Origin of the sequence: Ruminococcus sp. SR1/5, assembly GCF_000209835.1 — a bacterium.
Taxonomy (GTDB): domain Bacteria; phylum Bacillota; class Clostridia; order Lachnospirales; family Lachnospiraceae; genus Blautia_A; species Blautia_A fusiformis.
Map to the genome: position 1 here is coordinate 2063854 of NC_021014.1, position 22924 is coordinate 2086777.

At 43.1% G+C, this 22924-nt stretch carries 24 protein-coding genes, 1 pseudogene and 1 riboswitch; of the genes and pseudogenes, 10 read left to right on the forward strand and 15 right to left on the reverse strand.

Annotation, left to right across the window (positions count from 1 at the left end):
* Positions 1 to 191 precede the first annotated feature (191 nt).
* The 7 genes from CK1_RS10400 (at position 192) to CK1_RS10430 (ending at position 5514) form a co-directional block, all read left to right on the forward strand.
* Positions 192 to 1295: a ParM/StbA family protein gene (locus tag CK1_RS10400; protein WP_436286257.1), complete on the forward strand. Its 1104-nt coding sequence runs from the start codon at positions 192 to 194 to the stop codon at positions 1293 to 1295.
* A 3-nt stretch (positions 1296 to 1298) separates the two neighbouring features.
* Positions 1299 to 1682 carry a hypothetical protein gene (locus tag CK1_RS10405; RefSeq protein WP_005428271.1) on the forward strand — a complete coding sequence of 128 codons (384 nt, stop codon included), beginning with the start codon at positions 1299 to 1301 and terminating at the stop codon, positions 1680 to 1682.
* A gap of 24 nt (positions 1683 to 1706) precedes the next feature.
* Positions 1707 to 2423 (forward strand): replication initiator protein A, encoded by a 717-nt coding sequence (locus tag CK1_RS10410; RefSeq protein ID WP_005428274.1) that lies wholly within the window; start codon positions 1707 to 1709, stop codon positions 2421 to 2423.
* Positions 2420 to 3274, forward strand: coding sequence for an ATP-binding protein (locus CK1_RS10415; RefSeq protein WP_015526204.1), 855 nt, complete (start codon positions 2420 to 2422; stop codon positions 3272 to 3274). Before CK1_RS10410 ends, CK1_RS10415 begins: the two co-directional genes overlap by 4 nt.
* A gap of 169 nt (positions 3275 to 3443) precedes the next feature.
* Positions 3444 to 3665: a hypothetical protein gene (locus tag CK1_RS10420; RefSeq protein ID WP_005428277.1), complete on the forward strand. Its 222-nt coding sequence runs from the start codon at positions 3444 to 3446 to the stop codon at positions 3663 to 3665.
* A 135-nt stretch (positions 3666 to 3800) separates the two neighbouring features.
* The gene (gene mobQ / locus CK1_RS10425) at positions 3801 to 5087 is read left to right on the forward strand and encodes a MobQ family relaxase (protein ID WP_015526205.1); all 1287 of its coding nucleotides are present in this window, start codon (positions 3801 to 3803) and stop codon (positions 5085 to 5087) included.
* A gap of 49 nt (positions 5088 to 5136) precedes the next feature.
* Complete coding sequence (locus CK1_RS10430) at positions 5137 to 5514, forward strand: hypothetical protein (RefSeq protein ID WP_306288866.1); 378 nt, start codon at positions 5137 to 5139, stop codon at positions 5512 to 5514.
* 404 nt (positions 5515 to 5918) lie between these two features.
* Here CK1_RS10430 and CK1_RS10435 read toward each other — a convergent pair whose 3' ends face one another.
* From CK1_RS10435 to CK1_RS10445, 3 genes are all read right to left on the reverse strand, one after another.
* Entirely contained in the window at positions 5919 to 6248 is a 330-nt protein-coding gene (locus tag CK1_RS10435; RefSeq protein ID WP_015526207.1) for a PBECR4 domain-containing protein, read from the reverse strand.
* Entirely contained in the window at positions 6235 to 6585 is a 351-nt protein-coding gene (locus CK1_RS10440) for a PBECR4 domain-containing protein (RefSeq protein WP_015526208.1), read from the reverse strand. Before CK1_RS10440 ends, CK1_RS10435 begins: the two co-directional genes overlap by 14 nt.
* Positions 6586 to 6894: 309 nt before the next feature.
* A complete protein-coding gene (locus CK1_RS10445) occupies positions 6895 to 7275 on the reverse strand; it encodes a TnpV protein (RefSeq protein WP_005428283.1) in 381 nt (126 codons plus the stop codon).
* 156 nt (positions 7276 to 7431) lie between these two features.
* On the opposite strand from CK1_RS10445, the gene CK1_RS10450 reads away from it, so the two are divergent.
* Positions 7432 to 7602, forward strand: a complete 171-nt coding sequence (locus tag CK1_RS10450) for a hypothetical protein (protein ID WP_005428285.1) — start codon at positions 7432 to 7434, stop codon at positions 7600 to 7602.
* 54 nt (positions 7603 to 7656) lie between these two features.
* On the opposite strand, the gene CK1_RS10455 is transcribed toward CK1_RS10450, so the two are convergent.
* The 7 genes and pseudogenes from CK1_RS10455 to CK1_RS10485 form a co-directional block, all read right to left on the reverse strand.
* Positions 7657 to 8493: a S8 family serine peptidase gene (locus CK1_RS10455; RefSeq protein ID WP_015526209.1), complete on the reverse strand. Its 837-nt coding sequence runs from the start codon at positions 8491 to 8493 to the stop codon at positions 7657 to 7659.
* Between the two features lie 7 nt (positions 8494 to 8500).
* Positions 8501 to 8764: a hypothetical protein gene (locus CK1_RS10460; RefSeq protein WP_306288867.1), complete on the reverse strand. Its 264-nt coding sequence runs from the start codon at positions 8762 to 8764 to the stop codon at positions 8501 to 8503.
* 50 nt (positions 8765 to 8814) lie between these two features.
* A pseudogene (locus tag CK1_RS18870) lies at positions 8815 to 10547 on the reverse strand (carbon starvation CstA family protein).
* A 501-nt stretch (positions 10548 to 11048) separates the two neighbouring features.
* Complete coding sequence (locus CK1_RS10470; RefSeq protein ID WP_015526212.1) at positions 11049 to 11270, reverse strand: hypothetical protein; 222 nt, start codon at positions 11268 to 11270, stop codon at positions 11049 to 11051.
* Positions 11271 to 11446: 176 nt separating this feature from the next.
* On the reverse strand, positions 11447 to 11944 hold the full coding sequence (locus CK1_RS10475) for a nitroreductase family protein (RefSeq protein WP_015526213.1): 498 nt from the start codon (positions 11942 to 11944) through the stop codon (positions 11447 to 11449).
* 430 nt (positions 11945 to 12374) lie between these two features.
* Entirely contained in the window at positions 12375 to 13403 is a 1029-nt protein-coding gene (locus CK1_RS10480) for a zinc-dependent alcohol dehydrogenase (RefSeq protein ID WP_015526214.1), read from the reverse strand.
* A 381-nt stretch (positions 13404 to 13784) separates the two neighbouring features.
* Positions 13785 to 14969, reverse strand: a complete 1185-nt coding sequence (locus CK1_RS10485) for an SAM-dependent methyltransferase (RefSeq protein WP_015526215.1) — start codon at positions 14967 to 14969, stop codon at positions 13785 to 13787.
* A 348-nt stretch (positions 14970 to 15317) separates the two neighbouring features.
* Here CK1_RS10485 and CK1_RS10490 point away from each other — a divergent pair, with 348 nt between their 5' ends.
* Positions 15318 to 15839, forward strand: a complete 522-nt coding sequence (locus CK1_RS10490; protein ID WP_015526216.1) for a hypothetical protein — start codon at positions 15318 to 15320, stop codon at positions 15837 to 15839.
* Between the two features lie 519 nt (positions 15840 to 16358).
* On the opposite strand, the gene CK1_RS10495 is transcribed toward CK1_RS10490, so the two are convergent.
* Positions 16359 to 16970 carry an NUDIX hydrolase gene (locus tag CK1_RS10495; protein ID WP_015526218.1) on the reverse strand — a complete coding sequence of 204 codons (612 nt, stop codon included), beginning with the start codon at positions 16968 to 16970 and terminating at the stop codon, positions 16359 to 16361.
* Positions 16971 to 17152: 182 nt separating this feature from the next.
* On the opposite strand from CK1_RS10495, the gene CK1_RS10500 reads away from it, so the two are divergent.
* Positions 17153 to 18541, forward strand: coding sequence for an MATE family efflux transporter (locus CK1_RS10500; protein ID WP_306288868.1), 1389 nt, complete (start codon positions 17153 to 17155; stop codon positions 18539 to 18541).
* A gap of 127 nt (positions 18542 to 18668) precedes the next feature.
* Here the strand turns inward: CK1_RS10500 and CK1_RS10505 are convergent, their stop codons facing one another.
* The 4 genes from CK1_RS10505 to CK1_RS10515 form a co-directional block, all read right to left on the reverse strand.
* Positions 18669 to 19304, reverse strand: a complete 636-nt coding sequence (locus tag CK1_RS10505; protein WP_015526219.1) for an ECF transporter S component — start codon at positions 19302 to 19304, stop codon at positions 18669 to 18671.
* 136 nt (positions 19305 to 19440) lie between these two features.
* Positions 19441 to 19558: riboswitch (FMN riboswitch) on the reverse strand.
* A 110-nt stretch (positions 19559 to 19668) separates the two neighbouring features.
* Positions 19669 to 19863 carry a fibronectin type III domain-containing protein gene (locus tag CK1_RS18335; protein ID WP_353611243.1) on the reverse strand — a complete coding sequence of 65 codons (195 nt, stop codon included), beginning with the start codon at positions 19861 to 19863 and terminating at the stop codon, positions 19669 to 19671.
* A complete protein-coding gene (locus CK1_RS10510; protein WP_306288869.1) occupies positions 19770 to 20537 on the reverse strand; it encodes a hypothetical protein in 768 nt (255 codons plus the stop codon). Before CK1_RS10510 ends, CK1_RS18335 begins: the two co-directional genes overlap by 94 nt.
* A complete protein-coding gene (locus tag CK1_RS10515; protein WP_015526220.1) occupies positions 20519 to 22843 on the reverse strand; it encodes a leucine-rich repeat protein in 2325 nt (774 codons plus the stop codon). The genes CK1_RS10510 and CK1_RS10515 overlap by 19 nt, the downstream gene beginning before the upstream one ends.
* Positions 22844 to 22924 lie beyond the last annotated feature (81 nt).

The window sequence follows — 22924 nt, forward strand, 5'->3', positions numbered from 1 at the left end:
AACAGCTGTAAAAATTGATAATATTTTAAATTTTCTATTATTCTAAGTTCTACAAATACATAAGCCGCCAGTTAAGTACGATTAGTTTTATTATAATTCAATAAATTCCATCCAACTTTCCACATTTTATTGTGCAATTTTACCATTTATATAATAACATGTCAACATTTAATGAACGTTTATAACAAAAAATGCAGGGCTATAAAAAACTAAAGAAATTGCTCTATTTTACAAAATTATATCCTATTTTTCAATTCCAACTCAATTTTCCCTCAATGTCTTTTTCCTCCAACTTTCGTATGCTTATCTCACAGCAAAGCAGTACCACACCGGTACAGCCTGCTGAATTAATCAATACGAAAATGGAGGTGTTTTTTATGCGAGAACTCAGAAACACAAAAATCATTGCTGTAGATCACGGCTACGGCAACATGAAAACAGCAAATACCGTCACACCAACCGGAATCAAAGCCTATGAAACAGAACCCATCTTCACCGGGAATATTCTGGAATATAACGGCATTTACTACCGGATTGGCGAAGGACACAAAGAATTTATCCCAGATAAAGCTATGGACGAAGAATATTATCTTCTAACTCTCATGGCGATTGCAAGGGAACTGAATGTCTTTTCCATCCGTGAAGCAGACGTTCATCTGGCTGCCGGGCTTCCTCTGACATGGATCAGAAACCAGAGAGAAGATTTCCGTTCCTATCTGCTCCAGAATCCAGAAGTCCATTACCGATTTAACAGCAAAGAGTATCATCTCCGTTTTGTGGGATGCAGCCTTTACCCGCAGGGATATCCGGCTATCGTAAACCGACTTGGAGATTTCAAGGGGACAAATCTTCTTGCAGATATCGGCAACGGAACCATGAACATTCTGTATATCAATAATAAGAAAGCACAGGAAAGCCGGTGCTGGACAGAAAAGTTTGGCGTAAACCAATGCATGATTGCCGCTAAAAACGCTGTTCTGGACAACTTCGGAGTAAAGATTGAAGAATCTACCGTAGAGCAGATTCTGCGGTTTGGAACCGCTGACATTTCAGCGTCTTATCTGGATTGTATTACTGCTGTTGCCAGACAGTATGTCACAGATATTTTTGCCACGCTCCGCAAATATGAATACAATCCTGGCCTGATGCGCCTGTATGTGGTCGGAGGCGGTGGATGCCTGATCCGTAACTTTGGAGCGTATGACAAATCACGAGTTACCATCCTTGATGATATCTGTGCCACTGCCAAAGGTTATGAATCTCTGGCTTATATGAGCCTGAAAAGGAGGGGATAAGCCATGCAGAACCATATCCGCAACACAAACCTGCGATTTAATCTGGACAAAGACCAGCAGCGGAGAGCCTGGGAATATTTACAGACGATGGACAGACAGAATTTTAAATCTTACAGCCAGGTAATCTCCCTTGCACTGGTCGATTATTTTGACCGCTACTACCGCACTCAGGCTGATCCCTATCTGGAAACAAGGGAACGGGAAGAACTTTTTGTGAAACAGATTGTAGAAGCAGTAGAACACAGCCTGAAACAGTCATTGCCGATTTTTCTGTCCGGGCTGACTGCAGGCATGTTGGAAAGGGAATCCCCCATCAGGATGCCCTTTCCAGCTCCTGAAAAAGAACAGCCGGATCGTGATATAGACTGGGATTTTCTTGGAGAATAAACCATTGTGATTGGAGGTGAACACATGACGGACTTTCTGACAGCAGACACAAGCCTGCCATCTTATATGATGTTTCCCCGTTTTCTTCTGGACATGGAAATAAACGAAACTGCCAAAATGCTTTATATGATCCTGCTCGACCGTGCAAGGCTTTCCCAGAAAAATGAGGGCTGGTCAGATACAAATGGTCATGTGTTCCTCTACTTTACGATTGAAGCACTGGCAGAAGTTCTCCACAAAAGCCAGATGACGGTGAAAACTGCTCTGGCAGTACTGGAAAAACAAGAGCTTATCTTCCGAAAACGGCAGGGACCCGGACACCCTAATCGGATCTATGTAAAAATCCCGAAAGAAACCCTCAGCAATACAGACAGAATTCTTTCCTCAAGACAGACAGAAAACTGTCCTATTGACAGACAGGATTCTTTCCCTGATACAGACAGAAAACTGTCCAGTAATAAGAAAGAGATAAAAAAGAACCATTTAACAATAAGAGGGAGTAAAGAGCCACGCTCACCCTATGGAACATTTCAAAATGTTTTTCTGTCAGAGACGGAGCTGGAAAATATCCGGCAGACAATCCCTGACTGGCAGGACTATATGGAACGCTTATCCGGTTATATGGCTTCTACCGGAAAGCAATACCAAAACCATGCAGCTACCATCATCCGTTGGGCAAGACAGGATCATCCTGTTTCCCGGCAACGAAATTATGAAAGTGAGGAATACGAAACATTATGACAACATTTACAGAAAAACCAACAGCTATCACACCAAACAGAGAGCTTCAGTCTGATGAATATTTTAACGAAACAAATCACCTGATCTACTGTTCCAAATGCAATACGCCAAGACAGTGCAGGCATGAATTACAGGGAAAGGTTCTTATTCCTTCCATCCGCTGTAAGTGCCAGCAGGAGATCTTTGAACAGGAGGAAGCCCAGAGAAAACTTCATGAAAAGCAAATGGAAATAGAGCATCTCAAAACCAGCGGCTTACAGGACAAATCACTTTATGACTACACCTTTGCCAAAGATAACGGCAGCAATCCGGAAATGAAACTTGCACACAATTATGTAAGTAACTGGGAAGAGATGAAAGCAAACGCTTCCGGACTTCTCATCTGGGGCGATGTCGGTACTGGAAAATCTTTCTTTGCAGGCTGCATTGCCAATGCCCTTCTGGAAAAAGGCGTCCCGGTACTGATGACCAACTTTTCCCGGATTCTGAATACCCTTACCGGAATGCATTTTGAAGACAGGAATCAGTTCATCCACAGCTTAAACCGCTACAGCCTTCTGATCATTGATGACCTCGGAATTGAACGGAACTCTGACTTTGCACTGGAACAGGTATTCAATGTGATTGACAGCCGTTACCGCAGTAAAAAGCCCCTGATCATAACAACCAATCTCACTTTATCAGAGCTGAATAACGCCGCTGATATCGCACACAAGCGAATTTATGACCGGATTCTGGAGAGATGTGTTCCCATCCGTATCAATAACCGGAATATCCGTCAGGACAATGCAACAGCTAATTTAAAAAACGAAAAAATTCTGTTAGATAATCACACTTCAAACCAGAGTTGAAACAAAGCAGCATCGCACAATAACTATTTTTCACTGACAGTAGTACTACTTTCTTTTCTTATTTATCACCAGAGACATGCCACTGTCAGTTATCTAAAACTATAGTACTAAACCACAAGATTTTAAAACTAAATCGCCCGGATACGGGCATAAAAAGGAGGTGCCAGATATGGCAAATAAAAGAATTATGACACCAGAAGAAAAAGTGCTTTTACAGGCAAAACACAGACTGGAAGAAATCGAAGCAAGAAACCGTAAAAAGGAACGTAATGCCAGAACACGCAGATTGATTCAAGAAGGAGCGATTCTGGAAAGCATTGCTCCACATATTAAAGAAATGGATTTAGATACCCTAAAGCGGGAGCTGATGCTCCGGCTAAGAGGAATGTAAATACACAAGTTCTACTCCCGAAGGGCGCACTTACTCACCACCCGATAAATCGGGCGGTGGTATCCCCTACGGGGCTCGTGCGCTCTGCCGAGGGCTATCCGCTGTTGCAGGCAACATCGAAAGGAGGTGCCAGATATGGCAATTTATCATATGCAAGCCAAGGTCGTCAGCCGTGGTTCCGGGCGGTCTGCTGTCGCTGCATCTGCTTATATGAGCTGTAGCCGCATATACAATGATTACGATGGCATCCAGCATGACTACACCCGAAAACATGGACTGATCTATCAGGAAGTAATGCTTCCCCCTATGGCTCCGCCTAAATGGAAAAACCGGGAGCAACTCTGGAATGCTGTAGAAGCTGCTGAAAAAACAAAAGACAGCCGACTGGCAAGAGAATTTGTTGTCGCACTCCCTATTGAGTTGGATAAAGACAGCAATATTTCTCTTCTTCAGAATTTTATTCAAAAGAATTTTGTAGATATGGGAATGTGTGCCGATTTCGCCATTCACGATACAGATGGTCACAATCCCCATGCACACATTCTACTTACTGTCCGTCCATTAAACGAAAACGGAACATGGCAGTATAAAACCGAAAAAGAATATCTATGCATCAAAGATGGAGAGGAAAAGGGATTTACTGCTTCTGAATTTAAGGATGCTCAGAAAGAGGGCTGGGAAAAACAGTATCGTTATAAAGCTGGGAAAAAGAAAGTATATCTGACTCCCTCGGCAGCACAGGAGAAAGGTTATGAACGTATCGACAAACATCCAAAAAGCACCCGGTATGGCAGACAAAACCCGATTTCCGAACAATGGAACAGTGAGGAACAGCTCTGCCTCTGGAGAGCAAACTGGGCAGATGCCGTAAATAAAATGCTTGCCCTTAATCAGATAAATGCCGCCATTGATCACCGCAGTTTTGCAGCTCAGGGAATCACTGAACAGCCAACCATCCACGAAGGCTACATTGCCCAGAATATGGAAAAGAAAGGCATGATAGCAGACCGGTGTGAAATCAACCGTCGGGTTCGTGCGGATAACAGAATACTACGGGAATTAAAAACACAGATAAAAAAATTGGTTCAAGCTGTCGAAAAATCTATTCCGGTAATTGCAGAAACATTAGAAGCAATCCGCAATCATATGATTTTTACACAATATCATTTACTTCATAATGAAATGCAAAAAGAAGTGATCCATGACTGGATGCAGCATTTTCGTCCTATCCTAAATAAATATGATACCATTAAGAAAAAGCTCAAAGCGAAAGTTACTGAAAAGAAAGAACTAAATGTGCAAAAAGTAAACCAGTATTCTAAATCCTTTCCAGCATATAAAGTTAAACCAGCAGCTTACAACCGTAACAGAAGAAATCGAGGAACTGAAATCTGCCAAAGAACAGCTGCTGTTTCAGGCTGAATGCTCCACAGAGAAAGATATGGCGAGCCTTTCCAGAAAATACGACCAGATGGATAAGAATCTGGATATTCTCGATTCTCAGGATATGGCTCTCAAAGAGCAGCTTGAAAAAGATGCTGTCGCTTTCCAAGAGGAAAAACTCCGGCCTAAACCAGAGCAATATACAGAATTACTGGATGCCAGAATCCAGATACGACCTACTTTCCGAGAGAAACTGATTGAGCAGCTCAAAGGTACTTTTGGTGAATATTATGACTATCACTATCGTGATATCGCAACCCATGAAGTGGATGATCTCAATATGGAAGATCCCTATAGCTTCTCTCATCGTACCTGGGAACTTGAATATCAGAGGAAACAGGAATTGCAAAAAAACATCCTGTTCAATCCAGGCAAAAATCGCACAACACAGAACTATAATGTTTAAACTACTAATATAAAAAATATCCCGTTTTCTCAAAACAGTTATATTGCTTCATCCCAATAATTCACAAACTGCTAACCACCGAGCAAAAGTGAGGCACAAAGTGCGTAAGCATAATTTGATTTCTTTCCGCTTACGCACTCTCTTTTTATCTTGAGCAAAAAATTCCTACTTTGTAAAGCCAACAAATGGGGTTTGGGGGGCTCCCAAAGTGCGTTTGGATATCCAAACGCTATGCTTGCAAAACCAGTTCCACTAATTTCCCTCGATACTCCCTTCTTCTAAAATCAATGATAATTATAACATTGCCAATTTTGTAAAGTAATAATCAACTTAAAATATAGACGACAAACAATAAAACCATGATACTGTTACAAAAAGCAGTAGCATGGTTTCTTTATATTTCATTATAGATTTTCTCTATCTATCATATTTTCTATTGTTTCTGAGAAACAACACTCTTTCAAATCAATACTTTTGTCCATCTTCACAAGATTTGTATATTTCTCATCTGTATAGTGTTTTGATATTACAGCAAATACTTTATATGTAGGCTGTGCTGTTACATCTCTGATGTCCTTTTTCAGCAATGTGTTCGGTACATTTAATTTCGTATTTTTATCTTTTACGAAGCCAATACAACCACATATATTCCCGGCAGCTTTTTCTGTATATAATTTCGGTCCTCGATCTGTAAATTCTCCTATCATTGTTACGTTTTTCTTAATAAGCATCATACGTTCCAATATATCCAATTTTTTGCCCCGTAGAGCCATCTTTTGCAAAAACAAAATCATTTTCTGTTAATCGCTTATCCAGGCATTTCTGGTAAAAATGAATTGCAGAAGCTGTCTCTTTTTTATTCAATCGAACTCCTGTCAAATGTAAAAAATTGTATCTATGGAAAACAACTTCATATCCCTGTACAGATGACAAAATCTTATTACTTTCCTGTAATTGCTTATTCACCTCTTTCGGTAAGCCATATAGGAACAAAACCTTCTGATCCTCAAGATGTTCTTTATATAGTTGTGCCGCTTTTGTCATAATCTGAATTGCACGTCTTTTGTCCATAACTTAATCCTTATCCCATAAAATTTAGAGAAGGGAATGTTCACGCCGCAGCACTAAACATTCCCTTCTCATGGTTGATTTTTCCGTTGTCTGCCAACCTCCAGCACCTTCGTCTGGAAAATATCAGGTTTTTCCGTTGCCTGCCAACCTCCGACACCTTCGTTCGGAAAACGTATCAGATTTTAGGTGTCAACCCACCGCTGATGCACAGCTTTTCTAATTACATTTTACACGAACTATGTGGAAAATGCAATTACAATTTTATCTTATGATGCCCTGCTACATTTTATACACTATTTATCTTACATTTCATTCTTGATAAATTATCTCTTTATCCACAATCTCCCTCGCACATACTTGTATATTGTTCATTCTTCCTATCCATTCCAAGACATTTTCCACCTTTAGCTGTTCTGTAATGCCTTGTGCCTGTTTCATCTGTTCTACAAGTCTTTCAAAGCGTTCCTGTGCCTGTTCTTCTATATCAGCCAAATAACCATTCAGCCTGCCGCTTGTAAGCATATTCAGATATAGCAATCTGCGGTATTCCTTCAAATACCGCAAATGTCTTTGTCCCCATACACCGACAACCCTTTGTTCTTCTTCCTTCGGTAAGGTAAGAGCAGGGATAAGATAATCCCCATGTCTGATATAAGTACCGCCCATCTCTTCAAAAATTGTTTTCTTCATTGTCTGTTCTACCTTTCTTATCGTTCTCTATTCATAGATTTTCTTTACGACCGTTCCAATTTTACAGTAACAATAATTCTTCAATTTTCAGTTCACATTGCCCCTCCCGAAGAAGTATGATAGAATAATTCTATTAAATTGAATCGGAGGTGCCACATGGCTATCAGTTCCAACAATATTCAGGTCTATACTACTTTGTCCAAAGAACTGGTTGCTGAGATTGATAAGGATGCAAAAGCGAACTATCGTACACGTTCCCAGCAGATTAACATGATCCTGACCGAGTATTATAAGACTCAAACAACAACCAAACATGAATCCGAGTAAAACACTGAATTGCCTGAAAACACAGGAAATATCAGTGTTTTCTTATGTTTTCCCTTAATTATAAGGTTCATGAGAACCATAATTATTCCCAAAGCTGACGTTTATAACGATCGGTTTTCTCATCTTCACTGCCTGCCGTATCAGGTAATCAATACCCTCCATCAGCTCCGTTGTCCGCGGAAATGAATTTTCCCGTGGATTTCCCATTTTTACCACTAGAAGATCACTTCTATACGCAACGCCTCGATTCACTCCATCCGATGCTCTCCCATTTCCTGCTGCTATTCCAAGAACTGCTGTTCCATGTCCGCTGAAATCTCCAGACGGAACAAGGCGCCTGCCTTCGGTTTCCCCGAGTGCAAGCGCCTCATCAATTTCTTCCTTCGTATATTCAGTTCCTGATACATAGCCTTTCGGTGGATTTCCAGCTACACTCTGATCCCACAGTCGCAGGATCCGGGTACTGCCATCCTCGTTTCTGAAATCCGGATGGAAATAGTCCACTCCGGAATCCACAATGCCCACCAAAATACCTTCGCCGGTTAAGCCATCGGCTCCATTCTGCACTGGTAAAATGCAGCTTGCCTCCCGCTCTTCAAAGGTCTCAAAGTAGAGTCTCTTGGGCTTTTCTATAAACTCGATCTGCTCTCTGACTGAGTATGCAGAAATTTCCGCTTCCGGCAGTGTCACTACTGCATAACCACCAAGCAGCGGGACCACCTGGATCCGCTCACCACCAAGTCCGCTTTCCGGGCCACTGTATTTCACGATCACATCCCACAACCTGGTGGTGGGATCATATCCCACATTCAGATTTTCCGATTTTGCCCGTTCCTGCGGCAGGGCATTCATGGCAAGATTAAGAAGATTCTCTATTTTCTGATCTGGCATAAGGCTTTCATTTCCATTGATACATTTTTTTATTATATGCAAAGCCTTCGTTTAAAGCACCAACCATCTGTTCCAGCATTTCTCTTTTAATTCCGGGAACGAAGCTTAACAACTGACGAAGCGGCATTCCTTCCATCATCACAGCCATCATTTCCTGATTATTTAAAAAGACCCTTGGTTTTTCTGTCAGCGCATTTATTTTGCGCAGCAAGCTGGAGGAAGGTAAAGAATTGCTGCAATACACTAACAAATCCATCAGTACGATCAGCACCTTTTATGCCTCTTCAGCCAAACAGAAATCCGTGATCTCATCCGATAATATTATGCTGTTGCTTTTTTATCATCTGTCTTCTCAAGCAGTTTCTTCACGCCCTGGATCGCTACCAGTACACCAAGGATCAGCAGTAATACTGCAAATACAAGCTGTAAGGTGTTTCCAAGATCCAGCCCTGTTGTTACCAGTGCCTTTGAAAGCTTTGTGATGGTCATGCCAAGTGCTGTGAAGGTAACTGCCATCATGAATACCATCGGGATCCAGAGCATGCAGCCCTGACGTTTTGTTTTCTTTAAGAATACTGCACAGGCTACAAGAGCGAGTACAGATAACAGCTGGTTTGCGGAGCCGAACAGCGGCCAGATTTCTGCATAGCCGACCTTTGTAAGCATGTAGGCAAGTACCAGTGTAATGACTGTTGCGAAATATTTATTTGTTACTACCTTCAGGAACGGGCTCATGTTTTCCTCATCTGTATCAGAATCAAGGAAAAATTCCTGGAATGACAAACGTCCGACTCTGGCCACAGAATCAAGAGAGGTCAGTGCAAATGCGGATACAGCAAGGTTGATCAGGGTAAATACCAGGGAATGCGGAAGGCCAACTACAGAAAGGAAGTTTGCGATAGCACCTGCAAAAATCTGCGGCTGTGTTGTAAGTCCCTGTGCTGCTGCTTCACCGTCTGCAAAGGATGCAACTGCGATCAGTGCGATGATGGCAAGCATACTTTCCATCAGCATTGCTCCAAAGGAAACAGGAAGCATGTTTTTCTCATTTTTGATCTGCTTGGATGCAGTACCGGAAGATACCAGTGAATGGAAGCCGGAAACAGCACCGCAGGCAATGGTTACAAACAGGATCGGAAACATATACTGTCCGTCTACGTTAAAGCTTGTAAATGCCTTCAGGTTACAGGAAGGATTGGCAACAAATACACCGATAACCGCACCGACAATCATAAAAATGAGCAGATAGCTGTTCAGATAATCACGTGGCTGAAGCAGTGCCCATACAGGAGCGACACTGGCGATCAGAATGTATACAAAAATGATGATATGCCAGGTTCCAAGACTTACATACATGGGGAAATTAAGTCCCAGCACAATTGCTGCTACCAGCAGTAAAATTGCGACTGCAGTGTTGACCCATTTGTTGAATTTTGTATATTTAAGGAAAAATCCAAGTGCAACAGCCTCAAATATAAATAACATGGAAGTGGTTGCAACAGCTCCGTTTGCCGCTACCTTTGTAACTGTTCCTGCATCATTTACGGCAAATCCGTTAAAGGTTCCTGCTACAACATCTGCAAATGCGGCAACGACCAGAATACAGAACAGCCAGCAGAATAAAAGAAATAATTTTTTCCAAGCTTTCCGATATACGCTTCGATGATATATCCGATCGTACGTCCTTTATTCTTTACGGATGCATACATGGATGCAAAATCCTGCACAGCTCCGAAAAATACACCACCGATGAGGATCCAGAGCAGAACCGGCAGCCAGCCGAAAATTGCGGCCTGGATCGGTCCGTTGATGGGACCTGCACCTGCTATGGATGCAAACTGATGTCCGAATACTACATTTGTATCAGCCGGTACATAATCAACTCCGTCCTCCATTTCGTATGCCGGAGTTTTTGCTTTCGGATCAATGCCCCATTTGTTCTGGAGATAACGGCCATACAGAAGATATGCACCTCCAAGAACTACGATGGCTATGATCATCATTGTGATTCCGTTCATAATATCAACTCTCTTTCCTTTGTGTTTTTTATACATGATACAATGACCGTAAAACAGTTATTGCATCAAAAAACGCCCTTGCTATCCTTTCGGATAACAAAGGCGGAATGTTCCGTGGTACCACTTTGTATTATCGTATTTATTGCTAAACGCGACCACTTATTACTGTCATATCAAACAGCCTCTTCTGTAACGTGAAGACTACGTCCCTGCTTACTTAACCTTTTTATTCAGCGGGATGCTCCCAGGTGATATCACAAAATACCTTCTGCCGCTTCTCACCAGCTGCGGCTCTCTGTGATCCGGTCTGCTTCTTGTGATCTGTCCTGTTCCATGCATTTCTCTTTTTTATTTATCTAATGTTTTACTCCTTTTTTATAAAAATTCAACAAATAATTTATATATATTTTACAAATTTGCATATGTTTTTTATGCATTTTTTAGGTAAAAGCCCAAACACGGCGTATGTAACGAAGCCAGATCTGATCCCAGCTCTGCTTTACGATCCGTTTTCCGTCACATACGCCGCATTATCCATTATTCAGAAAATGTATATCTTACCATGTATCCTTTTCCGTCACCGGTTACAATCACGACTCCGCCATCGGGATTCTCGATCTTATCAATGATCGGAAATCTTCCTTTTTCTTTTACGAAAGCTTCCGGACTCTCGATCTTTGCTTCAACGATCTCCTGCTGAGAATGACGATCGCCACCGCAGGGATTAATGGTTTCAATAATGATCTCATATTCCTTCATACCCTTCACCTCTTTCATTTAATGCAGTTTTTCAGTTCTTATACTTACATTTTATCGTAAAAATCCCGATCATGCAAAATGCGTTCTGCACAAATTTTCAGAGGATTTATTGGTATTTTTCACTACATTCAGACTTTTTCTGTTTCCGGATGTTATCTTCCTCAAAGAAGGCTTTTTTATTCTACAAAGTGGATCCTGCTTTTATCAAAACGATCCTGCTGCATTCTGCTCTCTGCCGGGTACCCCAGGGCAAAAAGAGAAAATACCTCCACATTCTCCGGAAGCTTCAGAATATCATGGACCAGCGCCATACGATCCTTAAGCGGTGCAATTCCGATCCACACGCCGCCAAGTCCCAGTGCATCCGTTTCCAGCCAGATATTCTCCTGTGCGATAGACATATCGATCTGTGCCATATCCTGAACAGGCAATCCCTCTTTCCGATATACCGGAACGATCACAACCGGTGCACCTGCTGCACATCCGGAATAGGGAGTGGCTTTGGAAAGCTCCAGGATCTTCTCCTTATCTGTCACAACATAAAATTCCCACGGCTGCTGATTACATGCGCTTGGCGCCTGCATACCTGCTTTCAGGATCTGAAGGATCTTTTCCTTCTCTACGGGTTTATCTTCATATTTACGGATACTTACTCTGTGAAAAATATTCTCCATGCTATTTTCTCCTCGTCATACTCATATCACTTGTTACAGTTCATACTCATCATACAGCTTCTGACGCCATTTTACATCCGTCATCACACGCTGCACTTCATCCGACCGTCCATCCAAAAACAAACGATTGATCACTCCCACCGGTATATACAAATTATACCACATCATCAAAACATAAAAACCCCATAAAACGTATTTTTACAAACTCTACAGGAACTTAAAATGGAAAACGCTCCAGAATACGAAGCTTTCAGAATGTCCATACAGACAAGAATCCTATAAGATATAATAACCATACCACACATCAATAAACAAATCACTCAAAACTGTTCCAAAAATTCTCCCATAATCTGACACCGCCACCATCTGAAAACTCCCGGACAGCCAAACATCCGGGAGTTTTTCTTATATCACTTATAATCTTCAGAAATTATTTCTCCTGCACATTGATGATAACCTTCATGGTTGTCTCACGGTTCTCATCAATATACTGATAAGCCTTCAGATAATCTGCGAACTTAAATGTCTTTGAGATCAGCGGCTTTAAATGAACCTTTCCCGCATTTACAAGATCAATGGCATCTACATAATCATCATGACGGTACATCATAGTACTCTTGATATCCAGCTCGTGGTCATTGGCAACAGCAAGGTCAACGGTTGCCATATCTGCAAATACCGCTACCAGTACGATCACGCTGCCTTTTCTCGCATACTGGATGGCCTGTCCCATGGTGATGTTATTTCCGGCACAGTCATAGATCACATCTGCCTTATCCGGACCAAATGCCTCTACCAGTGCCTCTCCGAAATTTTTCTCCTTCGTGTTTACACAGATATCAATGCCGCACTCTTTTGCTTTTGCAAGACGAAGGTCACTGACATCCGTGATCATAACCCTGGCTGCCCCCATTCCTTTGGCTGTCTGCGCAACAAGATTTCCGATGGGACCTGCACCGATCACTGTGATGTTCATCCCTTTTACATCGCCCATCTGCTTCACGGCATGGACTGCAACTGCCAGCGGCTCGATCATTGCACCTTCCTCGTAAGACATCTCCTCCGGGATCGGTGTTACCTTAGATGCATCTACTGCAAAGAATTCAGAAGCTGTTCCTGTTGTCTGGAAGCCCATAACCTTCAGTTCCTCGCAGAGATTATATTTTCCATGGCGGCACGGATAGCAATGTCCGCAGTATACCTGAGGCTCGATGGTTACTTTCTGGCCAACCTTAAAACCTGTCACATTCTTTCCAAGCCCCGTGATCTCACCGGATACTTCATGTCCCTGTGTTACCGGATATTTTGTAAAAGGATGCTTACCGTGATATACGTGGATATCTGATCCGCAGATACCAATGTTCATGATCTTAACCAGAACCTGGTCATCTCCCACTTCCGGAACCGGAACCTCTCTGAAAATAATCTCTCCGGGATTTGTCATTACCTGTTGAAGCATCTTATTCTCCTCCTCTAATTTCTTTCTATTGCATATCATCTTTTATTAATTATTTTATTAAAGTAATTACATTATTATTCTTTTCTTCTGATCTGTCAAGATAGTTTTCTATGATTCTGCTTATTGAACAAGTTTGCAGCTTTGTTTTTATGCACATTCCATAATTATCGGTAAACGGAATAGTCAAGCGAATATTCGCAATACGCTTCGCTACTTGCTCATGACCGAATAACTCCTTCGCGGTTTATCGGTTAAAAAACAAAGCCTGCGGATTCAGCATTTCTGTAATCATATGCTGAATCCACAGGCTCCTTATACGCTTTAATAAATAATTTTATAGAAGTATGATATTCCTTTCCGGCAGGTTTGTAAAGGCTTTTATCAATACCAGCGTGTCATCGGCAGATCATTATTCACACCCTTGGTCATAAGAATCTGGTGAAGATCGATAATTCCGTTGTGGAAGGTTGCCGCACATGCTGACAGGTACAGATCCCACATACGCAGGAACTCTTCGTCAAACATAGTCTTTTCTTTTTCAATATTGTCCCGGAAATTCTTTTCCCAGTGAAGCAATGTCTTATTGTAATGCAGACGGAGATTTTCGATATCCAGGGTATGGAAATTGTCCTCTGCCATATGGTTCAGGATCTCACGTAAGCTCGGAACAGTTCCGCCCGGGAAAATATATTTCTTGACCCACGGGTCACCCGGATGCTCCTTCAGAGCACTGATAAAGTGAAGCAGAAACAGTCCGCCCGGCTTCAGAACCTTTTCCACACAATCAAGAAACAGCTGATAATTATCACGTCCAACATGCTCCAGCATACCGACACTGACAACACGGTCAAACTGATACTCCTTCTTCGGCAGATCACGGTAATCCATCAGCTCTACCGTAAGATAATCTTCCAGCCCCTGATCCTTAATCCGTCTCTGAAATTCTGCATACTGTTCATGACTTAAGGTGATACCGGTACCATGAACCTTATATTTCTTAGCTGCCTCGATCAGCAGAAAACCCCAGCCGCAGCCGATATCCAAAAGACTCATACCCTCTTCCAGATGTAATTTTTTAAGGATATAATCAACTTTATTTACCTGTGCCTGATACAACGTATCATCCTCATGGATAAAATACCCGCAGGAATAACTCATAGTCTCATCCAGCCAAAGTTTATAAAAGTCATTTCCAATATCATAATGGCTGGTCACTTCCTTTTCCTGGTTCTTCTTTGATGTTGAACTGAACATGATTTTTTTCAGAGCAGATTCATTGGTAGAAAATTTCCCCATCTGACCTAGAAAATGATCCAGCGCTTCATAAAGATTTCCCTCGATATCCAGATCCCCACGCATATACGCCTCACCCAGTGCAAGGGATGTGCTCTTCATCAGATCCGCCAGAGGAATCGCTTTCTTAAAATTCACCGTAAATGTAGGTTCACCCTCTCCGATGTGATACTCGGAATTCTTGAACTTTACCAGAAATGGATAATCTGTAAAGCGTTCAAGGAACTGTACCATTGCTTTCTCTTCCGTCTTCTCCTGTAATGTCTCAAACATAATAGTCTACCTCCTTTAACACAGCACTATGATACACCCGGAGGAAGGCTTTATGTCAAGGGAGATATACAACAAAATTTTATCAATAAAATGAGAATATTTGGTAAAACTCTTCCTTATAATTATTTATAGTTATCCAAATTAACTCGATATTTAAAGTCCACATTTAACCCAGCCCTCAAAAGCACTGACATTTTCAAAACATAATCGTCAATTATATATCATTTCCCGATAATCATCTTTGTATTTTACGCATTTTTTATTGCTTTATATATAATTCAGACTTATAATAAAAGATACAAAAAAAGAGCGAAAACCATATAAAAATCCAACACTGGAGGGAACCTTATGAACGAAGAACTTTTTAATGAAGCATCAAAATCCAACATCCTGTCAAAACAACTGGTCGATCAACTTCAGGAAAGCATGACCTACAGCAGCATCTCCTTCATCAATTGGACCATCGAAGTCCTCAAGCTCCTGAAAGCCCGCATCGAACGCGGCGACAAGATCAAAGATGAGACCACCGGCGTGATCTACGATTTCTACACCTTCCGCCAATTTGTAGAAACCAACTTCTCCACCTACATCACCGGCCAGGTCTTCAACACCTCCATCCGGTCCCAGAAAGTCTACTTCACCCTGGAAGCCTGCCCAGGCGGCTACAACCTCCTCATGGCAGACTCCGGCAACGAAAAAACCTACCGCTGGATCTCCAGCTTAAGCAAACGCTTCTCCCTGGTAGAAATGATCGCCACCGGAATCGTCTACGTCAAAGACAACCGTACCGACACCTACCAGCCATTTATCTCCGAAAACGGCAAATACTGCAAATACAACAAAGACCTGGGAAAACTCATAGAACTCTGATCAAAACGGGGAATCCGCAACCGCAGATTCCCCGTTTTTCTCATCCATCCAGTGCAGCGCCGATGACCCATTCCCCTCTTCAAGCCACAGGGAATCTCAGCCTTTCCTCCCAGCCATCCAGCGCAGCGCCGATGGCTCATCCAACTCCCGTCATGCCACAAGGAATCTCAGCCTTTCCTCCCAGCCGTCCAGCGCAGCGCTGACGGCTCATCCAACTCCCGTCATACCACCCCACTAGCAACACTCCCCACGAGATTTAACACGTCTCACGGCCAACGCACAGCCAGTGAGGGGCTTCTTTCCAGGCTGACTCTGCAGGAGGGGAGCTGCTTCTTAGGTGGCGGAAATCTGCGTTGCTTCAAAAAATCTCGCTGTTTGAGCGGCTTCAGACGCGAGTTCGAGATTTTTTGAAGCGCTTTTAGCAGAATTCCGGCACCTTAGAAGCCAGCCCCCGACGAAGCCCCAGCCTGGAAAGAAGCCCCTCACTGGCGTCCCCTTCCGCCATATAACTACCTCCGTTTAAATCTCCCCAAGAAATCCAAACACCTCCTCATCCTCAAGAAAATGCATCAGCATATAAGCACACATGATCGCAACCCTCTCCTCCTTCAGTATCCTCCTGACCTCATCCCGGTCCGCGATCACAACCTCGATCTCCTCACTATCCTCCTGAGCAGCCTTACTAACCTCACCACTGGCATACCCATAAACCGTAGCACAGGATTCATCCGTCATCCCAATCGTCGTAAAATAAGGCTTCTCAAAAGCCTCCGCAACCTTGATCGGCTCCAGCTTCAACCCGGTCTCCTCAAACATCTCCCGCACAGCACCCTCATGGAAATCCTCCCCAGGCTCCACAAGCCCCGCCGGAAACTCATAAATATACCCGCCGATCGTATACCGATACTGACGGATCAGCACAACCTTATCCCGCTTCTCTCCATAAACACTGTAAATGATCACCCCATCCGGATGATTCTCCCCTGTAGAAAGCTTCATATCCTCCACACTCTTCGCCCTGGAGGCCACAAAATAAGAAACCGGCGTATCATGTACACTGGTCGCATCCACTCCATAAAGATTCACGAACTTATTATCTGTAAGTTTTTTCACACTGTTGATCTTACCCATCTGAAAAGCTCCTTCCCGAAAATTTTTCTAAAAACATTTTATCCCATCCAAAACCAAAGGTCAATTTTTTATACTTACACTCCCTTCACAATAGTGCTATAATAAATACCCTGCTATAAAATTAAAAATCCACTTATCACATTACCAAACAGCTACTGTAGACAAGAAAGAAGGAAAAAACATTGAAAAACCAGACCAATGCTGCCCAGGCCGAAAACCCTCTGGGAACCGCCCCTGTAGGCAGCCTGATCACCAAATTCGCCATTCCCGCCATCATCAGCATGCTGGTCAGCGCTCTGTACAATATCGTTGACCAGATCTTTATCGGACAGGGCGTAGGAATGCTTGGAAACGCCGCCACAAACATCGCATTTCCCGTAACCATTATCTCTACTGCTGCTGCATTGCTCCTGGGAATCGGCAGTGCCTCCAATTACAACCTGGAAATGGGCGCAGGAAACGAAAAAAAAGCCAGCTCCATCGCAGGAACCGGACTCTCCTCGCTGATAATCTCCGGTACGATACTCTCTGTCATCGTCCTTCTGTTCCTGAAGCCACTTCTTCATTTTTTCGGCGGAACACCGGACGTCATGCCCTATGCCATTGATTACATGGGGATCACCGCCATTGGACTTCCCTTTTATGTTTTAAGCACAGGCGGCAACCACCTGATCCGAGCAGACAGGAGTCCTACCTATTCCATGACCTGCATCCTGGCCGGTGCCGCCATCAACACCATCCTGGACCCGCTTTTCATCTTTGGATTCGGCTGGGGCATCAAAGGTGCAGCCTGGGCAACCGTGATCGGCCAGATCGTATCCGGACTTCTGATCATCTTTTATTTTTCCAGACTCCGGAAAATGTACCTGGACCACTCCATGCTGATTCCTAAGGCACGCAATCTGTCTGCCATTTTTTCTCTGGGAATGGCATCCTGCATCAATCAGGTTGCCATTGCTGCAGTGCAGATCGTCATGAACAATACACTTCGCCATTACGGAGCACTCTCCGCTTACGGAAGTGATATTCCGATCGCCTGTGCAGGGATCATTTCCAAAGTCAATCAGGTATTTATGGCCATCTGCATCGGAATCTCCCAGGGCTCCCAGCCCATCTGGGGATTTAACTACGGTGCCGAAAAATACAGCCGTGTACGCCAGACATACCGCTATTCCGTAACCTTATGTACTGTGATCGCAACCATATTTTTTATCTGCTTCCAGTTCTTCCCGCATCAGATCGTAGGCATCTTCGGAAACGGCAGCGACCTGTACTTTCATTTTGCAGAAAAATATCTCCGCATCTTCATGCTGATGACCTTTGCCAACGGGATCCAGCCTATGTCCGCCGGCTTTTTTACCTCCATTGGAAAAGCCAGGCTTGGTGTGATCATGTCCCTCACAAGGCAGGTGCTCTTCCTGCTGCCGCTGATCGTCATCTTCCCGGTCTTCTTCGGAATCGATGGCGTCATGTACGCAGGACCAATTGCAGATACCTCTGCATTTGTGCTGGCCGTTGTTTTTGCCAGACGTGAGCTTGGAGTCATGAAAGCTGCAGAACAAAACGCCTGACATAAAAAATGCCATGTAATTTACTGCCCATCGGCAATATATTACATGGCATTTCTCACATTCTCAGATATTTATCTGAAACCACCAATTTCTGATCTTTTCTTCATCCTCCGGCAGCTGCTTATGATCAGTCACCCTTCAGTACAACACGGATCTTCTTATAAATTACAAATACGATCAGAGATGTCAGTGCATATTTAAAGATATTAAACGGAGCAATGATCAGCAGTGCAAAGGTAAGCAATCCGTTTACGGAGCTGTGTACTGCGCTTCCCATCTGGATAAAGGTCTCGATTGGCATTCCAAACGCCTTACCGTAAGCTGGAAGCAGCACAAAGGCATTGACAAAGCATGCAAGGATCGCTGTCAGAACTGTTCCCACTGCCATACCTGCAACTGCATGTACTCTGCTCTTTTTGTGACGGAAACGATAGATCAGACCGGCCGGTACCACATAGGCACATCCAAACAGAAAGTTGGCAACATCACCAACACCGGCAGTCATGGTTCCCTTCGTCACAAGATGTACGAGAATCTTCACAAGTTCGATCAGGATACCTGCCACAGGTCCCATAGCGAAGGTTCCTACCATAACCGGTACCTCGGAAAAATCAAGCTGATAAAAAGACGGTGCAAGAAACGGGATCGGAAACTCAAGATTCATTAATACTCCTGCCACAGCACCAAGCATGGCTACCTGCGCGATGGTCCTTGTTCTGCTTCTTTCCACGGCATTTCCTCTCTGTAATATCTGTTCACTCATAACTCTCTCTCCTTCTTCAGAAATATTCAAAGAAAATTTCCACAAGAAATCTTTATGCGAAAAAAATTTCTATTTCTTCACATAAAAAGCCCCGGGAGCTTCTTCCCGGGGCACTGAGCACGTTCTTTAAATACTGCGCGTTCTTCTCTCATCCAGACTTTACTGTCGGTTCCGGAATTTCACCAGATCAGCCGCCAAAGCGGGTCGCGGACTATACCGCCGGTAGGGAATCACACCCTGCCCCGAAGAAATTTTCTTTTTTATGAGTTCATTATAACGCGCTCTTTTTATAATTACAAGGCTTAATTCTGTCACAGAAGCATTCTGCTCCATTTATATAAATCTAAGATCCACTCCTTTATGATCAAACCCAGATTTTCTTTACCGTACTCCAGCTACTGTAAAGAACCTTTTTTCCGACTCTTTTATATGACCGGATGCGGACATAATAGGTCTTTTTGTTTTTCAGTCCTGATATCTTATATCTGGTCGCAGACTGTTTTCCAACTGTGACCGTTTTTCTTTCTTTTGTAAATCTGCTGTCTGCTGCATACTGGATCTGATAGCCGGTTGCCTGTATATTTTTTTCCAGCTTGCAGTAAAGGATCTGTTTGCTTTTTTCAGTCCTGTCAGCAGAGTTTTTGGAGGCAGGATCTTAAAGGTAAGCGTTTTGTTGATACGACTGTATTTTCCGATTCCTCTGACCTGCACAGTTCCAATTCCGGAATTTTTATTATTTTTGTAATACAGCTTATAAGCACTCGCCCCGATCTTCTTTCCATTTACAGTTACGGTTACTGATGGCCGGATGGTTTTTCCCGTATAAGTGTAAGAGGTTCTGTTTAGCTTAACATTGCTGACAAACTTTTCTGTCTTTTTTATGATCTTGAAATGAATGGTTGCGGTACCTTTATAATAACCGGTACCATAAATGGTTACCGTTGCAACACCCGGATACTGATTATCCTCGTAGTACATATAATAATCTTCGCCGGCTTTCAATCCGGGGATTACGATGGCAGGTGTGAGTTCTTTTCCTGTATATGTCTGATCAGCTATTGGATCCGCAGCCGGTAGTTTTCCGTAAATAGTAAAATATAATGTTTCCGATCCTTTATAATTGCCGATTCCCGTGAGCTCTGCACGAGCTTCACCAGGCTTTTCATTATTAACATAGGTTACCGTATAATCTTTTCCCTGTACCAGTCCGTCAATTACCACTTCCGGTTCCACTTTTTTCCTTTAAAGGTGGTTTCCAGGTATGTTTCATTATTTTCCGCAAAATAGCACACATACATTCCATTTTCATCTGGCGTAATCTTGAAACTCCGCTCTACTGTACCGCAGAAAATATCTTTTCCCGTGATCTTTACAGTCGCAGTTCCTGCATTGATGTTATTTTCATAAGTTACTTCATAATCGAAGCCCTGCTCAAGTTCCGGTGCGGATTCACTGGATTCTATTTCGGGTTCATGGCTTTTTCCATTATATTCATAGTCTGAAGTGATCTGTTCAAACCATTCATTCTGAAGCGGTATCCGGTTGTCTGCTGACAGCTCCACAAACGTGCAGCCACGGTCCTCTGCGTATTTCTGAAGTGTGGAATCCTTTTTTCCCGCGATCAGTGCTGAATCCCTGAACGCATCATCCGCCCAGACAGTATCTGTGCTCAGTACTCTTATCCTGCACCCGGAAGACAGACGAAGTCCATTTTTCCCAACTGATTTTACAGATGCGGGAATTATAATATCACGGATCCCTGAACTGCTCTGGAATGCATATTCACCGATTTCTTCCAAGCCTTCGTTCAGGACAGCTTTCGTAAGCGACGAACAGTTTCCGAAAGCACCTTCTCCAAGGCTTCTGACACTTCCCGGTACTGTTATGGAAGAAACATTTACACAGTAATAAAAAGCATAGTCTCCCACGCTTACAGTTCCATCCGGGATCTGGTAATCTCCGGAACGTCCGGACGGAAACACGATCAGTTTTGTGCCATCCTTGCTGAATACCACTCCGTCTTTTTCAGAAAAATACGGATTTTCCGGATCTACTTTAATTTCTGTCAGACTGGACTCAGACAAGCCCTCCACAAAAGCAGCCAGCCCTATAGATGACACATTTGGGGGAATCGTAACAGATTTCAATTTCTCACAGTTGTAAAAAGCATTCTTTTCGATGGTTGTAAGCGAATCCGGCAAAGTAACAGACTCTATATCAGAAGCCTGGGTGCAATACTGGAAGGTACTGTTTCCAAGAACCGTTACTTTTCTTCCGTCAATAGTATCCGGAACTACGATATTTGTATCCGTTCCTTCATACTGATACAGCCTGAGTGTTCCATCATTCAGAATCTTATAAGAATAGTCATAGTCCATTTTGGACAATTCATAATGTCTGGGGGCATTTCCCGTATATCCGCAGTCAACCAGATATCTTTCTCCGTCAATTATGACTACAGAGTTCCTGTGACCGCTTCCCGCCCCCGGATCATTTGCCGCATACCTTGCATACACGGTCAGTCCCAGTTTTTCGCACATATAGTTCACTGCGCTGGTATTGGCCCAGCAGTCTCCGCCGCCATCCAGCATCAGGCCTGTATAACCGGAATGATACTGACTGTAATTGAAGTTGTTGGCAAGCCATCTGGCGATCGTCTCAACCTTTTTATAATCGGACATTTCCGCAGTAATATTTTCTTTGAGGAATGTATCCATTTTTTGTTCTGCGTAATACTCCGCATAATCTTTGAGTATGAATTTATAATAAACGGTACTGTTTCCATCCTGTACAGAGATCAGGGTCTCTCCAAACATGTATTCCCACTGGCTCTTTACGTCATTTCCGTTTTTGTCTACATAGGTTACATACTGCATTTTAGGAGTAACAAGACCGGTTTCGCTGACTTTCGCAGTATAACCGGAAACAACCGTATATACCGGATTTTTGCCGGATGTCTGGATCTGATAAGATGTCTGCATGGTATCCGGCATGGAGATCACACTGCTGTAGGTATCATTCATCGCATACAGATATATTTCTGTGCTCTCTACATCTGTTTCTTTTTCGGAAGTGCCTGCTGCCGGAATATCATCTGTGAATATATCTTCCTGCTGCTCCTGGTTTTCTCCGTCACCAAAAATTTCTTCCGGTGCCGCAGCCTCCTCTGTATCCTCTGTTCCTTCTGCTTTTCTGATGACCGCCGAAGGTTCTTCCAGAATTAATCCTTCATCAGAATCCTGTTGTATTTCCTCACTCTCTGAGCTTTCAGCTTCATCCGTTTCCGTTCCGATATCTGATCCCGGAAACTCTTCTTCTGTAATCTGATCTGTGCTCACGGCAGTATCTTCTTCCGTGATCTGATCTGTGTTTACGGTATTTTCTGATTCCTCAGAATTCCCGTCATCTGTAAAAGTATCAATGGTGTCTGTCATATCCGTCTGTGCATCTGTAAAATCTTCGGCCGCCACCGGTCCACATGGAACAACAGACATACATAATGACAGACCAAATGCTATCAATTTTTTCGGAAATTTCATTTCGTACCTTTCCTTCCTTTTTATGTAAACCGTTTATATGTAAGTTCTGTTTTTATTATAACGCGGCCCTGTCTTTTCGCA

Coding starts and splice junctions, on each gene's coding strand:
- CK1_RS10435 (WP_015526207.1), bottom strand. CDS start 6,248: ATGATGCTTATTAAGAAAAACGTAACAATGATAGGAGAATTTACAGAT.
- CK1_RS10455 (WP_015526209.1), bottom strand. CDS start 8,493: ATGCCAGATCAGAAAATAGAGAATCTTCTTAATCTTGCCATGAATGCC.
- CK1_RS10470 (WP_015526212.1), bottom strand. CDS start 11,270: ATGAAGGAATATGAGATCATTATTGAAACCATTAATCCCTGCGGTGGC.
- CK1_RS10405 (WP_005428271.1), top strand. CDS start 1,299: ATGCAGAACCATATCCGCAACACAAACCTGCGATTTAATCTGGACAAA.
- CK1_RS10480 (WP_015526214.1), bottom strand. CDS start 13,403: ATGCTTCAACAGGTAATGACAAATCCCGGAGAGATTATTTTCAGAGAG.
- CK1_RS10445 (WP_005428283.1), bottom strand. CDS start 7,275: ATGAAGAAAACAATTTTTGAAGAGATGGGCGGTACTTATATCAGACAT.
- CK1_RS10430 (WP_306288866.1), top strand. CDS start 5,137: ATGGATAAGAATCTGGATATTCTCGATTCTCAGGATATGGCTCTCAAA.
- CK1_RS10475 (WP_015526213.1), bottom strand. CDS start 11,944: ATGGAGAATATTTTTCACAGAGTAAGTATCCGTAAATATGAAGATAAA.
- CK1_RS10400 (WP_436286257.1), top strand. CDS start 192: ATGCAGGGCTATAAAAAACTAAAGAAATTGCTCTATTTTACAAAATTA.
- CK1_RS10505 (WP_015526219.1), bottom strand. CDS start 19,304: ATGAGTGAACAGATATTACAGAGAGGAAATGCCGTGGAAAGAAGCAGA.
- CK1_RS10420 (WP_005428277.1), top strand. CDS start 3,444: ATGGCAAATAAAAGAATTATGACACCAGAAGAAAAAGTGCTTTTACAG.
- CK1_RS10485 (WP_015526215.1), bottom strand. CDS start 14,969: ATGTTTGAGACATTACAGGAGAAGACGGAAGAGAAAGCAATGGTACAG.
- CK1_RS10490 (WP_015526216.1), top strand. CDS start 15,318: ATGAACGAAGAACTTTTTAATGAAGCATCAAAATCCAACATCCTGTCA.
- CK1_RS10515 (WP_015526220.1), bottom strand. CDS start 22,843: ATGAAATTTCCGAAAAAATTGATAGCATTTGGTCTGTCATTATGTATG.
- CK1_RS10495 (WP_015526218.1), bottom strand. CDS start 16,970: ATGGGTAAGATCAACAGTGTGAAAAAACTTACAGATAATAAGTTCGTG.
- CK1_RS10415 (WP_015526204.1), top strand. CDS start 2,420: ATGACAACATTTACAGAAAAACCAACAGCTATCACACCAAACAGAGAG.
- mobQ (WP_015526205.1), top strand. CDS start 3,801: ATGGCAATTTATCATATGCAAGCCAAGGTCGTCAGCCGTGGTTCCGGG.
- CK1_RS10440 (WP_015526208.1), bottom strand. CDS start 6,585: ATGGACAAAAGACGTGCAATTCAGATTATGACAAAAGCGGCACAACTA.
- CK1_RS10410 (WP_005428274.1), top strand. CDS start 1,707: ATGACGGACTTTCTGACAGCAGACACAAGCCTGCCATCTTATATGATG.
- CK1_RS10450 (WP_005428285.1), top strand. CDS start 7,432: ATGGCTATCAGTTCCAACAATATTCAGGTCTATACTACTTTGTCCAAA.